This window comes from Streptomyces sp. CA189, from assembly GCF_056428985.1.
This window is the reverse complement of the sequence record NZ_JBWJVM010000052.1, coordinates 1-13,099: the sequence shown is the minus strand read 5'-3', so window position 1 is coordinate 13,099 and position 13,099 is coordinate 1. Positions and strand designations below refer to the sequence as shown.

General features: G+C 74.0%; 11 protein-coding genes. 8 read left to right on the top strand and 3 right to left on the bottom strand.

The genetic code is table 11. The annotated features are described in order from the left end of the window. Positions 1-70: 70 nt before the first annotated feature. Positions 71-2,038: a helix-turn-helix domain-containing protein gene (locus AC061S_RS30040; RefSeq protein ID WP_478689033.1), complete on the bottom strand. Its 1,968-nt coding sequence runs from the start codon at positions 2,036-2,038 to the stop codon at positions 71-73. 119 nt (positions 2,039-2,157) lie between these two features. On the opposite strand from AC061S_RS30040, the gene AC061S_RS30035 reads away from it, so the two are divergent. After that, entirely contained in the window at positions 2,158-3,885 is a 1,728-nt protein-coding gene (locus AC061S_RS30035; RefSeq protein WP_478689032.1) for a cell division protein PerM, read from the top strand. Here the strand turns inward: AC061S_RS30035 and AC061S_RS30030 are convergent, their stop codons facing one another. Beyond that, a complete protein-coding gene (locus AC061S_RS30030) occupies positions 3,886-4,581 on the bottom strand; it encodes a hypothetical protein (protein ID WP_478689031.1) in 696 nt (231 codons plus the stop codon). A gap of 262 nt (positions 4,582-4,843) precedes the next feature. Here AC061S_RS30030 and purN point away from each other — a divergent pair, with 262 nt between their 5' ends. Then, positions 4,844-5,467: a phosphoribosylglycinamide formyltransferase gene (gene purN, locus AC061S_RS30025; protein ID WP_478689030.1), complete on the top strand. Its 624-nt coding sequence runs from the start codon at positions 4,844-4,846 to the stop codon at positions 5,465-5,467. Between the two features lie 32 nt (positions 5,468-5,499). Continuing rightward, a complete protein-coding gene (gene purH / locus AC061S_RS30020) occupies positions 5,500-7,095 on the top strand; it encodes a bifunctional phosphoribosylaminoimidazolecarboxamide formyltransferase/IMP cyclohydrolase (protein ID WP_478689065.1) in 1,596 nt (531 codons plus the stop codon). Positions 7,096-7,221: 126 nt separating this feature from the next. Here purH and AC061S_RS30015 read toward each other — a convergent pair whose 3' ends face one another. Next, complete coding sequence (locus AC061S_RS30015) at positions 7,222-7,938, bottom strand: RDD family protein (RefSeq protein ID WP_478689029.1); 717 nt, start codon at positions 7,936-7,938, stop codon at positions 7,222-7,224. Positions 7,939-8,197: 259 nt separating this feature from the next. Between AC061S_RS30015 and AC061S_RS30010 the strand changes: the two genes are divergently transcribed. From AC061S_RS30010 to AC061S_RS29990, 5 genes are all read left to right on the top strand, one after another. Then, the gene (locus tag AC061S_RS30010) at positions 8,198-9,061 is read left to right on the top strand and encodes a bifunctional methylenetetrahydrofolate dehydrogenase/methenyltetrahydrofolate cyclohydrolase (RefSeq protein WP_478689028.1); all 864 of its coding nucleotides are present in this window, start codon (positions 8,198-8,200) and stop codon (positions 9,059-9,061) included. Next, positions 9,051-9,626: a DUF3017 domain-containing protein gene (locus AC061S_RS30005; protein ID WP_478689027.1), complete on the top strand. Its 576-nt coding sequence runs from the start codon at positions 9,051-9,053 to the stop codon at positions 9,624-9,626. The genes AC061S_RS30010 and AC061S_RS30005 overlap by 11 nt, the downstream gene beginning before the upstream one ends. Positions 9,627-9,844: 218 nt before the next feature. Next, positions 9,845-10,834 carry a malate dehydrogenase gene (locus tag AC061S_RS30000; RefSeq protein ID WP_478689026.1) on the top strand — a complete coding sequence of 330 codons (990 nt, stop codon included), beginning with the start codon at positions 9,845-9,847 and terminating at the stop codon, positions 10,832-10,834. Between the two features lie 137 nt (positions 10,835-10,971). Then, positions 10,972-12,678: a hypothetical protein gene (locus AC061S_RS29995; protein WP_478689025.1), complete on the top strand. Its 1,707-nt coding sequence runs from the start codon at positions 10,972-10,974 to the stop codon at positions 12,676-12,678. Beyond that, positions 12,668-13,078: a hypothetical protein gene (locus AC061S_RS29990; protein ID WP_478689024.1), complete on the top strand. Its 411-nt coding sequence runs from the start codon at positions 12,668-12,670 to the stop codon at positions 13,076-13,078. Before AC061S_RS29995 ends, AC061S_RS29990 begins: the two co-directional genes overlap by 11 nt. Positions 13,079-13,099: the final 21 nt, after the last annotated feature.

Below are 13,099 nucleotides of genomic sequence, written 5' to 3'. Positions count from 1 at the left end.
CCTGTGAGGGGTGCGGGCCACGCCCGTTTCCGTTTTCCGTTTCCGTACGCGGGGAACGCCGGCCGTACGGCTATTCGAGGCTCGGCGTGATCCGGGAGGGGCCCGCCGACGGATCGGACAGCAGCTTGTCGTGGAGCTGCCGGCCCTCGTCCGTGAGCTGCTGAGGGCCGCTGTGCGGGGGCACGCCCGACACGCTCGCGCCGGGGGCGCGCGGCGGCTCGTACTCGGTCGGCGCGGTCACCGCGGTGTAGGTCGTCGCCGCGGCGATGACCGCCGTCACGCCCACCACCGCACGCGTCCACAGCCGGGTGCGGTGCTCGCCGGCCACCCGTACGACGGCTGCCGCGCGCGGTTCCAGCCGGACGGCCGGCGTCAGCGTGCCGAGCCGCTCGCGCAGCACGGCGGACTGCTTCTCGGGTGCTACGTCGGCCAGTTCGGGGAGCTGGTCGGCGAGGTCGGCGTGCGCGTTGACGAGCCGGCTGCCGGCGGTCGGCGTGGACGCCTCGGTCTCGGCGGCGGTGTCGGGGAGGTCCAGGCCGACACCGTCGTAGAGCAGCACGGTGCGGCGGTGGGCCGGGGGCAGCCCGAGCATCGCGTCCAGGAGCACGCGGTCCGCGGGGTCGGCCGGGGGCTCGTCGGGGTGCCGGTGGGAACGCCGGAACTGGTGCCAGGGGGAGAGCGCGTACTCGTACGTCGCCGCGCGCAGCCAGCCGACCGGATCGGGGTCGGTGGCGACCTCGGGCCAGCGCTCCCACGCCTGCTGGAAGGCGCGCTCCACGGCCTCGCAGGCGAGGGCGTGGCGGCCGGTGAGGAGGTAGGCCTGACGGGACAGGGCGGGGGCCGTGCGGTCGTAGAGGGCGTCGAAGGCGGCGGTCGCCGTCTCCGTCGCGGGGTCCTCGCCGGGGGCGTCCTGGGGGGCCGTACGGGCCTCCACGGCCGGGCCGCCCGCCGGGCCGGCGGCTCCCCCGGGGGCGTCCGCCGGAACGGTGGCCTCGGCGCCCGAGGCGGCGCCCGACGCGGTATCCGGCCCGGCGCCCGAAGCGGCTGCCGACTCGGAGCCCGGCCCGGCGGGCTTCCCGGCGCCCCGCCCGGTGCTCGGCGCGGCTGCCTTCCCGGAGCGGGGCGCGGAGTCGGGCCCGCCGCCCGAGCCGCTGGCAGGGGCCGTGCCCGTACCGCTACCCGTACCGCTGCCCGGGGGGAGCGGGCCGCCGGGGCGGAGGGTGGCGGGGCCGCCGCCGTTGCCGCCGCCCGTGGCGGCTCCGGCCCTGACCGGGGACTTGGCCTCGTGCCGGGGCACCCCGACGGGGGGCTTCGCGGCGCGTTTGGCGGCGGCCTTGGGCCGGGTCTGGGCCCCGGCGGGCCGGGTGAGTCCGCGCATCATGCGCAGCCCGAACCGGCCCTCGGGGGCCTCGGCGGCTGACGCCGTGTCTGCGTCCGCGGGGGCGGTGCCGGTTGCCGCCTCGGCGCGCTCCGTACCGCTGTCGGCCCGGTCGGCGGGCGCGGTGTCCGCGGCTGACGCCCCGTCCGTGTCCGCCGCGGCGGGGCCGGTTGCGTCGGACGCGCCGACGGCAGACGTGGCGGACGCGGCGGACGCGGCCTGCGGTGTGCCGGCCCGCGGTGTGGCGGTGCCGTTGGCCCAGGCGGGTCGGACGGGCGTACCGGCGGCGGTTGGGGCAGCGGAACCCGCGGCAGGGCCGTCCGGGGAAGCCGAGCCGTCGGTGCGCCCCGTGGGGCCGGACGGGCCAGAGGGGGCAGAGGGGGCAGAGGGGGCAGAGGCGCCAGAGGAGCCAGAGGAGCCAGAGGAGCCAGAGGGGGCGGAGTCGACCCCCTGGTCCGTGGACAGGCGGCTCAGGAGCTTGGAGTAGGCCTCCAGCTTGCGGCCCCTGGGGTGGGTGCGGCCGGTCTCCCAGGAGCGGACCGTGTTCGAGGTGACCCCCACCGCCGCCGCGACCTCTTCGTGCGTCAGGTCGGCCGCTTCGCGCAGGCGTCGGCGTTCCTTCGGGGTGGGGAGGCCCAGCTCCGTGACGCTTTGTGTCATGCCACACTCCCCGCGACCCGGACGCCCTGAGCGAAAAAGTACATAAACGTATATTGAGCGACACCACGGTCATTCGCCTGTTACCCGCCCATAGCGCGTGTCGTTGGCACCATGGCGGGGTGACCCAAGTGACCGAACGCGGGACCTCGTTGCCCATGCCCCCCAGGGCCCCCGCACGGCGCCGTTCACCGGCGGCCGCCGCGTGTGTCGTGGGTGGCGCCGTCGCCGCAGTACTGGGGCTCGGCTTCCTCGCCGTGCTCGTCATCGTGCTGTGGATCAGCTCCCCCTACCCGGACAGCGGCCCCGGCGGCGCGCTGCACCTCGCCGCGGGCCTCTGGCTGCTCGCCCACGGGACCGATCTCGTCCGCTACGACACCCTCTCCGGGGTGCCCGCCCCCATCGGCCTGACCCCGCTGCTGCTCGTGGCCCTGCCCGCGCTGCTCATCCGGCGTGCCGCCCGGCTCGGCAGCGCCGCGCAGGAGGACCGGGGCGCGGAGCCGCTGCCCGCGAGCGTGGTGTTCGCCGCCGTGCTCTGCGGCTACCTCGGGGTCGGCGCCCTGGCCGTCGTGTACGCAGCCGCCGGGCCGATGCCCGCGGACCCGCTCAGCGCGGCCTGGCACCTCCCGATCGTCGCCGCCCTCGCCGCCGCCGGCGGGGTCTGGGAGGCCCGGGGGAGACCGCTCGGGCAGCTTCCCGGCCGGCTCGCCCGGCCCCGCTACGCCCTCGCGCTGCGGGCCGGCATCGGCGGGCTGCTGGTGCTCCTCGGCGGCGGAGCCCTGCTGGTCGGGGCCTCACTGGCCTGGCACGGGGCGGAGGTGCAGGGTTCCTTCGCGGCGCTGACCGGGGTCTGGTCGGGCCGCTTCGCGGTGCTGCTGCTCGCCCTCGTGCTGATCCCGAACGCCGTCGTCTGGGGCGCCGCCTATGCCCTCGGCCCCGGCTTCGCGCTGGGCACCGGAGCCGCCGCGACCCCGCTCGGCTTCGGCGGCTCGCCCGCGATGCCGCGCTTCCCGCTGCTCGCGGCGCTGCCCGCGGAGGGTCCCGGCACGCCGCTGACCTGGGCCGTCGGCGCGGTGCCGGTGGTGGCCGGGCTGGCGGTGGGCTGGTTCGCGGTACGCCGGGCACGCGATGTCTCGTACGGGGAGACCGCGCTCACGGCCGCGCTGGGCTCGCTGGTGTGCGGCCTGGCCACGGCCGCCCTCGCCGCGGCTTCGGCGGGGCCGGTCGGCTCCCGGGAGCTGGCCGCCTTCGGTCCCGTGTGGTGGCAGGCGGGCGGGGCGGCCCTGGGCTGGACCCTGGTCCTCGCGGTCCCGCTGGCCGTCGCCGTGCACGCCTGGCGGAACCGGCCCGCGAGGGGCCTGGCCGGCGCGGGCTCCGAGGACGGCTGGCACGACAGCGGCGTGCGCGAGGTCCGCTGGGCGGCCCTGCGCCGTGCGGCGGGCACCTTGGTCCCGGACTTCTCCAGCACCCCGGCGGAGGGCGACGGGCCGCCCCCGGCCCGGGTTCCGCAGGAGGCGCCCCGGCCGGTGTCCGCACCGCCGAAGCGTCCCGTGCTGGTCATGCCCGGCCTCAAGCTGGACCTGACCCCGATCCCGATCCCCGCGCTGCCCGCGGAGCCGCCCCCGGCGATCGCCGGGACGCCCGGCCCCGCGCCGGAGCCCGCACCCGCGCCCGGGGCACTCGTACCGCCCCCGGCCCCGCTCGTCCCGCCGGTGACCGGATCCCGCGTACTGACCCGCCGGAAGCCGGAATCGGCGACGGCGACGAACGCGGACCCGGTCCAGGCCGAACAGGCCCAACAGGCCGAACAGGCCGCACAGCCCGATCCGGAGGCCGCCCGGATCGACTAGCTACCGCTGGACCTCGAGCATCTTGCCGATGAAGTTGTCCGGCAGCAGGTCGTTGCACTGCAGCTCGGCCGGCTTGGTGAGGGCGTCCTGCTTGCAGACGTAGAAGTCCTTGTACGTGAGCTGCACCGCGTACGAGGACAGCGCCAGCAGGATCGCCAGCGAAGCGGTCACCAGGCCGCTCGCCGCCGCCGTCCGCTGGGGCCGGGCGGCGGCACCCAGCGCCGCCAGCCCGCCCCGGGCCGCACCCGCACCCGTGGCAGCACCGGCACCCGCATCCGGGGCGGCACCCCTGCCCATCCCCGTACCCACGTCCGCCGCCGAGGCGCCGGTACGGCCCGAGGCGCCCTGCGCACCGTCCCCGGACGCCTTCGCCGGGGCCCCGCGCAGCGCGCTGATCCCCCAGTACAGCGCGAGCGCGCCCAGCAGCAGCCCCATCGACGGGATGCCGAAGACCCCGAAGAAGAAGCCCCACATGCCGGCCAGCAGCGCGTACCGGGCCCGCCGCTGGATCGGGTCCGTGGGGTCCCAGCGCGCCGGTCCCGACCCGGGATCCGTGCCCGGTCCCGACCCGGGGTTCTGCTTGTCGCCGCCGTCGCCGCCGGCGCGCGGCTCCCAGAGCTGGTCGGGCCGGCCTTCCGGGGGCGCCGCGAAGGGATTGTCGTCGGTGGAGCGGTCGGGCTGGGGGCGGTCCGGCATCGGGTGTGTTTCATCCCCTGTGTCGTGGACGCCGCTGGGACGTCCGAGGCCTGTTTACGGCGTGTACGCCAGACGCTACCGCCCACCCGTCCCCCCGTCCCTCGGGGGCCGTCCGGTGTGCCGGTATCGTTGCAGGCGGTCGGTGGCTTCGTATGGTCCCCCGTATCTCAGGGACCCGAGTTTTCATACGATCGCACAAGACGAACGACGCGCCCCCGGTTCACGCCGGGAGGCGCCCCCGCTCGACGAGAAAGGGCCTCCCATGGCCGCCTCCCGCCTGGTCGTGCTGGTCTCCGGATCCGGCACCAACCTCCAGGCCCTGCTCGACGCCATCGACGCCCACCCCGGCGGACCCGAGGGCTTCGGCGCCGAAGTCGTCGCCGTGGGAGCCGACCGCGAGAACATCGCCGGCCTGGAGCGCGCCGAGAAGGCCGGGATCCCCACCTTCGTGTGCCCGGTCAAGGCGTACGCGAGCCGTGCGGAGTGGGACGCCGCCCTGACCGGGGCCACGGACGCGCACGCGCCCGACCTGGTGGTCTCGGCGGGTTTCATGAAGATCGTCGGGCCGGAGTTCATCGGCCGCTTCGGCGGCCGGTTCGTCAACACCCACCCCGCCCTCCTCCCTGCCTTCCCGGGTGCCCACGGTGTACGGGACGCCCTCGCCTACGGCGCGAAGGTCACCGGCTGCACCGTCCACTTCGTGGACGCCGGCGTGGACACCGGTCCGATCATCGCCCAGGGTGTGGTCGAGGTCAGGGACGAAGAGGACGAAGCCGCTCTCCATGAGCGGATCAAGGAAGTCGAGCGCGAGCTGCTCGTCGACGTCGTGGGGCGCCTGGCCCGGCACGGCTACCGCATCGAGGGACGAAAGGTAACAATCCAGTGACCGCCGCAGAGGCCGCAGGGACCGCAGAGACCGTGACCGCAGAGGGCGAGGACCTCGCCGCGTCGAAGCGCCCGATCCGGCGCGCGCTCATCAGCGTCTACGACAAGACGGGACTGGAAGAGCTGGCCCGCGGCCTGCACGAGGCCGGTGTCGCGCTGGTCTCGACCGGCTCCACCGCCTCGAAGATCGCCGCCGCCGGGGTGCCCGTCACCAAGGTCGAGGAGCTGACCGGCTTCCCCGAGTGCCTGGACGGCCGCGTCAAGACCCTGCACCCGCGCGTGCACGCCGGCATCCTCGCCGACCTGCGCCTGGAGGACCACCGCAACCAGCTCGCCGAGCTGGGCGTCGAGCCCTTCGACCTGGTGATCGTCAACCTCTACCCCTTCCTCGCGACCGTCCAGTCGGGCGCGACCCCGGACGAGTGCGTGGAGCAGATCGACATCGGCGGCCCCTCGATGGTCCGCGCCGCCGCCAAGAACCACCCCTCGGTGGCCGTGGTCACCAGCCCGGCGCGCTACGACGCCGTGCTCGCCGCCGCCCAGGGCGGCGGCTTCGACCTCACCGCCCGCAAGCGGCTCGCGGCCGAGGCCTTCCAGCACACCGCCGCGTACGACGTCGCCGTGGCCTCCTGGTTCACGAACGCGTACGCCCCGGAGCCGGAAGCCGTGCTGCCCGAGTTCCTGGCCGGCGCCTGGGAGCGCAAGTCCACCCTCCGCTACGGCGAGAACCCCCACCAGGCCGCCGCCCTCTACACGGACGGTCAGCCGGGCGGGCTCGCCAACGCCGAGCAGCTCCACGGCAAGGAGATGTCCTACAACAACTACGTGGACACCGACGCGGCCCGCCGCGCCGCCTACGACCACGAAGAGCCCTGCGTCGCGATCATCAAGCACGCCAACCCGTGCGGCATCGCGGTGGGCAAGGACGTCGCCGAGGCCCACCGCAAGGCGCACGCCTGCGACACGGCCTCCGCCTTCGGCGGGGTCATCGCCGTCAACCGCCCGGTGAGCGTCGAGCTCGCCGAGCAGGTCGCGGAGATCTTCACCGAGGTCATCGTGGCCCCCGACTTCGAGCCGGGCGCCGTCGAGGTCCTCGCGAAGAAGAAGAACATCCGCGTCCTGAAGGTCGAGGGCCACCCGCACCAGCCGGCCGAGCTCAAGCCCATCTCCGGCGGGGTGCTGCTCCAGCAGTCGGACACGTTCGGAAAGGGAGGGGGCCAGGCCGAGGGCGACGACCCGGCCAACTGGACCCTCGCCACCGGCGAGGCCCTCTCCGCCGACGAGCTCGCCGACCTCGCCTTCGCGTGGAAGGCCTGCCGGGCCGTCAAGTCCAACGCGATCCTGCTCGCCAAGGACGGCGCCTCGGTCGGCGTCGGCATGGGCCAGGTCAACCGCGTCGACTCCGCGAAGCTGGCCGTCGAGCGGGCGGGCGCCGAGCGCGCGCAGGGCTCGTACGCCGCCTCCGACGCCTTCTTCCCCTTCGCGGACGGGCTGGAGATCCTGACGGCCGCCGGCATCAAGGCCGTGGTCCAGCCGGGCGGTTCGATGCGCGACGAGCTGGTCGTCGAGGCCGCGAAGAAGGCCGGCGTGACGATGTACTTCACCGGCACGCGCCACTTCTTCCACTGACCGGCACCGGGCCGCCCGATGCGCCCGGACGAACGAAGGCCGCGTCCCGCAGTGCGGGACGCGGCCTTCGCCGTGGAGCGGTCACCCGACCAACGGGTGCTCGGTGGTGCTCAGGATGTCAAGGAGTCACTTCTTGACGACGATCGTGCCGGCGGCGCGGTCGTGCCAGCCCTGCAGCTTGCCCGAGTTGTCGAAGAACGGGGACAAGTACACGAGCAGCTGGCCGATGCCGCAGAGCAGCGAGCCGACCATCGGGATGATCCAGCGGATGAAGCCACCGCCGATGCCCGGGACCTGACCCGTGTTCTCCTTGACGACCTTCAGACCGAGCGCCAGCTTGCCGACGGTCGCGCCCAGGAAGGCGATCATCAGCCATTCGTAGAGGAGAGTGGCGACGAAGAAGATGAGCAGGAAGCCCAGGAACGCGGCGATGATGCCGCCGGCCGCCTCGGCCGAGTTGTTGACGCAGGTCTCGTAGGCGGGGGTCAGCGGGTCCATGCCCGTGCAGTCCTCGATGCCCGAGGAGGCGCCGAAGATACCCGCCATGCCGACCGCGCTCAGCACGAAGTACAGGACACCGATGACGAGGCCGTCGATGACGCGCGCGCCGAAGCGGCGGCCCATCGTGGCGACCGCGACGGTGCCGAGACCGGCGACGTTGATGAAGCCGTTGTTGGCCTGGATGGTGCCGGGCTGCTGGCCGCCGAAGGGGGTACCCGGCTGCGGGTAGCCGTAGCCGCCCTGCGGCGGGACGCCCTGCGGGGCCTGCTGGCCGTAGCCCGGCTGGCCCTGCGGGGGCTGGGGCTGCTGTCCGTAGGGGTTGTTGGGGTCGCCGAAGCTCATCTTTGGGTGTTCCTCCGTGGAAGTGCGGGGACGCACGGCAAGCGCGGAGGATTAACTGCAAGTCGTGCGGCCCGCCCCCCGGCACTGCCTGCGGCACTCTTTCCCCGCATCGTCGTCCGGCCGGGGTGGACTTGTCCAGCCGCTCCGGGGTCGGCCGGTCACTTGTTGTGCAAGTGCAACGAAAACGGAGACGAAGACGGACCGGCCTCACGGCGGCCGCGACTGGATCCGTGACCGCTCCATCCGGGAGGATGGGGCCATGACCGCCCAGATTCTCGACGGCAAGGCCACCGCAGCCGCGATCAAGTCCGAACTGACCGCCCGCGTGGCGGCGCTCAAGGCCCGGGGCATCACCCCGGGCCTCGGCACCCTGCTGGTCGGCGACGACCCGGGCAGCCGCTGGTACGTCAACGGCAAGCACAAGGACTGCGCCGAGGTCGGCATCGCCTCCCTCCAGCGCGAACTGCCCGCGACGGCCTCCCAGGAGGACATCGAGGAGGTCGTGCGGGAGCTGAACGCCAACCCGGAGTGCACCGGCTACATCGTGCAACTCCCGCTCCCCAAGGGCATCGACACCAACCGGGTCCTGGAGCTCATGGACCCGGCTAAGGACGCCGACGGCCTGCACCCGATGTCACTCGGCAGGCTGGTCCTGAACGAGCCGGGCCCGCTGCCGTGCACCCCGTACGGGATCGTCCGGCTGCTGCGCCACCACGGCGTCGAGATCAACGGCGCGCACGTGGTGCTCCTCGGCCGCGGAATCACGGTCGGGCGTTCCATGGGCCTGCTGCTCACCCGCAAGTCGGAGAACGCCACGGTGACGCTGTGCCACACCGGCACTCGGGACCTGGCCGCCCAGCTGCGGCAGGCCGACATCATCGTCGCGGCGGCCGGTGTGCCGCACCTGGTCAAGCCGGAGGACGTGAAGCCGGGCGCGGCCGTGCTCGACGTCGGCGTCAGCCGCGACGAGAACGGCAAGATCGTCGGGGACGTGCACCCCGGCGTCGCGGACGTGGCCGGCTGGATCTCCCCGAACCCGGGCGGCGTCGGCCCGATGACCCGGGCGCAACTGCTCGTCAACGTGGTCGAGGCCGCCGAGCGGGCGGTTCCCCGTGCCGGCTGAGCGCGAGCCGGAGCCCGGCGCCACCCCCGAGCCCGCTCGCGCCCCGGCGGCCGCCCCGGCCCCCGCGGCCTCGCGGCCGGTTCCGAGCTGGGCCGCGAAAGACGAGGGCGGCGGGCCGACCGCGGAGCCCGCCGGCGGGCGGACTCCGATTCCCGCGGCCGCCGAGGACACCGAAGGGGCCAGGTCCAGGCGGTTCCCCTCCGTCACCCGGGACACCGCGCGTCCCGAGGGCGGCGGCCGGGCCGCGCCCGGTGACGCTCCGGCACCGGCCCGGCAGTGGCCGATGCTGGCCGTCCTCGCCGCGACGGCGGTCGGACTGCTGCTCACCGCCCTGGGCTACCCGCGCCGCGGGTGCCTGCTGATCGGCATCGCGCTGATCGCGGGCTCGGTGATGCGCCGCCTGCTGCCCTCCGTGGGCATGCTCGCGGTGCGCTCCCGCTTCACGGACATGGTCACGTACGGCCTGCTGGGCCTGGCGATCACGCTGCTCGCGCTGGTCATGGAGCCCAACCCGTGGCTGGACGTGCCCTTCCTGGAGACCGCGGTCCGCTTCACGGTCCGCTGAGCCCACGGAGCCCACGGAGCCCGCGGAGCCCCCGGGGCGCGCCCGGAGGACGCCCCGTGTGCCCCGCGCCACACGGGGCGGGGGATTGGGGTGGTCCAGGGTCGGATAGCCTGACGGCGGATGTCTCTTCACGTCAAGATTTACTGGGCCACGGAGCGGCGTCCTCCCAGCACATGGGGCAGGGACGCCCCACCGCCAGCTGTCTAACGGAGAAGGCCATGACCCGCACTCCCGTGAATGTCACCGTCACCGGCGCCGCCGGCCAGATCGGCTACGCGCTGCTCTTCCGCATCGCCTCCGGCCACCTGCTCGGCGCGGACGTGCCGGTCAGGCTCCGTCTTCTGGAGATCCCTCAGGGCATGAAGGCCGCCGAGGGCACCGCCATGGAGCTCGACGACTGCGCCTTCCCGCTGCTCGCCGGCATCGACATCTTCGACGACCCGAACAAGGGCTTCGAGGGTGCCAACGTCGCGCTGCTGGTCGGCGCCCGCCCGCGTACCAAGGGCATGGAGCGCGGTGACCTGCTCTCCGCCAACGGCGGCATCTTCAAGCCGCAGGGCGCCGCGATCAACGCGAACGCCGCGGACGACATCAAGGTCCTGGTCGTGGGCAACCCGGCCAACACCAACGCGCTCATCGCGCAGGCCGCCGCCCCGGACGTACCGGCCGAGCGCTTCACCGCGATGACCCGCCTGGACCACAACCGCGCGATCTCGCAGCTGGCCGCCAAGACCGGCGCCGCCGTCTCCGACATCAAGCGCCTGACCATCTGGGGCAACCACTCGGCGACCCAGTACCCGGACATCTTCCACGCGGAGATCGCCGGCAAGAACGCCGCCGAGCTGGTCAACGACCAGGCCTGGCTGTCCGACACGTTCATCCCGACCGTCGCCAAGCGCGGCGCGGCGATCATCGAGGCCCGCGGCGCGTCCTCGGCCGCCTCGGCCGCCAACGCCGCCATCGACCACGTCCACACGTGGGTCAACGGCACCGCGGCGGGCGACTGGACCTCCATGGGCATCCCGTCGGACGGCTCCTACGGCGTCCCGGAGGGCATCATCTCGTCCTTCCCGGTCACCACCAAGGACGGCCGCTACGAGATCGTCCAGGGCCTGGACGTCAACGAGTTCTCCCGCGCGCGCATCGACGCGTCCGTGGCGGAGCTCGTCGAGGAGCGCGACGCGGTGCGCGAGCTCGGCCTGATCTGATCGTCCTCGTACGGCCGGGCCGCGCTGGCCCCCGTACGAATCAGGTGTGATCACCCCAACGCCCCGGCCAAACCTGGCCGGGGCGTTTGGCGTGAATCGTTCTGTCGCCCGATGTAGGGGAACCCTAAGGTCGGTCGGTGACCGAGATCCCGATTCCCCCTCAGCCCGGCGGCAGTTGGGCTGATCCCTCCGCGGGCCGCCCCCCAGTGCACCCCTCCCTCAGCGAGGCCGGCCGCTTCCTGTGCGCGGGCACGTACCTCGACGCCGGGTACCGCGACCGGGTCATCGACGAGCTGTACGTCCACGAGGAACGGATCGTCGCCCCCTCCTACGGCTACGACGCCTCCCGGGTCCTCGCCCACGCGCTGCGCGCCCGCCGCGCCGAACTCGGCTGGGCCGCCGGAGTCCTCGGGGCCTGGTTCGTCGGCTCCCTGCTCACGGGCGGCGCCCTCGCCGCGCTGATCCTGCCCTTCCTGCTGCTGAGCCTGGCCGACTGGCTGCGCGCCCGGAACGTCCCGGTGCTGCGGGTGCTGTCCGTGATCCTGCGGATCTACGTCTGGTGGACGCTGGCCGCCGTCCTGCTCGTCCTCGTCTTCGGCGGGTTCTCGGTGCTCAGCGTCCTGGACGAGGTGGGCGGGGGCGGCTTCCTGCCGTTCGCCCCGACCGGCGGGAACCTCGCCGCCGCCGTCGGCTTCTGGTGGGTGCCGGTGGTCTTCGCCGGGGTGGTCGCCGTCGTGGGGCTCCAGCGCGGACACGTCTTCCGGACCATCGCCACCGACCTCGCCGAGCGCCGTTACGCCGACCACGCGAACGACCCGGCCGAAGCCGCCGAGGGGGCCCGCTTCCAGCGGGTCCGCCAGCGCATCCGGGCCGAACAGCACACGCCGATGATCATGTACGACGTCAACGACCCGTTCTGCGGGGCGGGTGATCCCTTCCGGCCCTGGCAGCTCTCCGTGGAACTGCGCCCGCGCGAGGACCTCGGCCCCGAGCGCAAGCCGGTCCCGGTCACCAACGCCCACATCCTGGCGCGGATCGTGCCGCTGCTGGAGCGCCTGCGGGTGCCCTCCCCGCACGGTTCCCCGGCGCAGGCCGCCGCCGTGGGCGACCGGATGCGCGAACTGGTCCTGGACGAGTGCGTGTTCCTGCCCGCGGGCGGGCTGCCGCACCGGGACACCGCGCAGGTCGTGCACGGGCAGTTCGGCGAGCAGCGGGCCGCCGCCATCGAGGAGGGCGGGGAGCGCCGCCGGCACTTCCTGCGCGTGCGGGTGGGCGGCTGGGACGAGAACCTCGTCGTCACCGTCTTCGTACGGGTCCACACGCAGGGCGGGATGATGATGCTGGAGGTGGCGCCGCACGTGCTGCTGCCCGTCCGGACCGACTTCCACAACGCGGACGCGGACGCCCAGCGCTACCGCAACAACAACGGCTTCGGCAAGGCCGTCTGGGCCCTGCGCCACACCCCCGGCTCCCTCGCGGCCTCCGCGGCCACGCTGGGCCGCGGCCTGGCGAGCTGGTGGCGGATCGCCACCGGCGGCCACGGCGGGGCCCGGCCCGAGGGGCCGCGGGTGTCGGTGCGCGACCTGGCCTCCGAGGACAACGGCTCGCTGTTCCACCTGATGGACCTCGACCGCTTCCTGAAGACCATTCAGGACCGGGTCGTCGGGGGCGTCGTCGTCGCGCTGCACGAGGCGGGCTGGCACACGGAGGAGTTCGCGCAGCGCGCGGTCAACGTCGCCGAGGGCGGGGTGTTCATCCAGTCGATGAACCACAGCGCCTTCAGCGTGGGCGGCAGCAACAACACCAACAGCATCAAGGGCAAGGGGAGTACCGGTGGCAACTGAAGACGGCGTTACGGGTACGGGTACGGGTGCCGGCGCGGCCGGGCGGGACCCCGCGGTCCGCATCGGCGAGGTCACGGCCAGCGCGTTCAGCATCGGCGGCAGCAACAACACCAACACCGTGCACCACGGGGGCGCGGAGGCGGACACCGTCGGGCCGCAGGCCCTCCTCGACGCCGTACTGGAGCTGCGCGCGGCCCTCGTACGGCTGCCGCGCGGCGAGGACAGGGCGGCGCTCGACGCCGAACTGGACGGGGTCGCGGAGGGACTGGAAGGGGCCTCGGAGATCCGGCCCGGCCTGGTCCCCCGGCTCCGCGGGGCCCTGGAACGGTGGGCTCCGCTGGTGGACTCGGTCAGCGCCGCCACCGCCCTGGCCGGGCTCCTGACCACCCTGGGAGGCTGACCGTGCCCCCGCATGACACCC

What these genes read in the sequence shown, in the direction of transcription:
- purN (WP_478689030.1), top strand. Translation starts at nt 4,844, where the DNA reads ATGGCCGCCTCCCGCCTGGTCGTGCTGGTCTCCGGATCCGGCACCAAC.
- AC061S_RS30010 (WP_478689028.1), top strand. Translation starts at nt 8,198, where the DNA reads ATGACCGCCCAGATTCTCGACGGCAAGGCCACCGCAGCCGCGATCAAG.
- AC061S_RS30040 (WP_478689033.1), bottom strand. Translation starts at nt 2,038, where the DNA reads ATGACACAAAGCGTCACGGAGCTGGGCCTCCCCACCCCGAAGGAACGC.
- AC061S_RS30000 (WP_478689026.1), top strand. Translation starts at nt 9,845, where the DNA reads ATGACCCGCACTCCCGTGAATGTCACCGTCACCGGCGCCGCCGGCCAG.
- AC061S_RS30030 (WP_478689031.1), bottom strand. Translation starts at nt 4,581, where the DNA reads ATGCCGGACCGCCCCCAGCCCGACCGCTCCACCGACGACAATCCCTTC.
- AC061S_RS30015 (WP_478689029.1), bottom strand. Translation starts at nt 7,938, where the DNA reads ATGAGCTTCGGCGACCCCAACAACCCCTACGGACAGCAGCCCCAGCCC.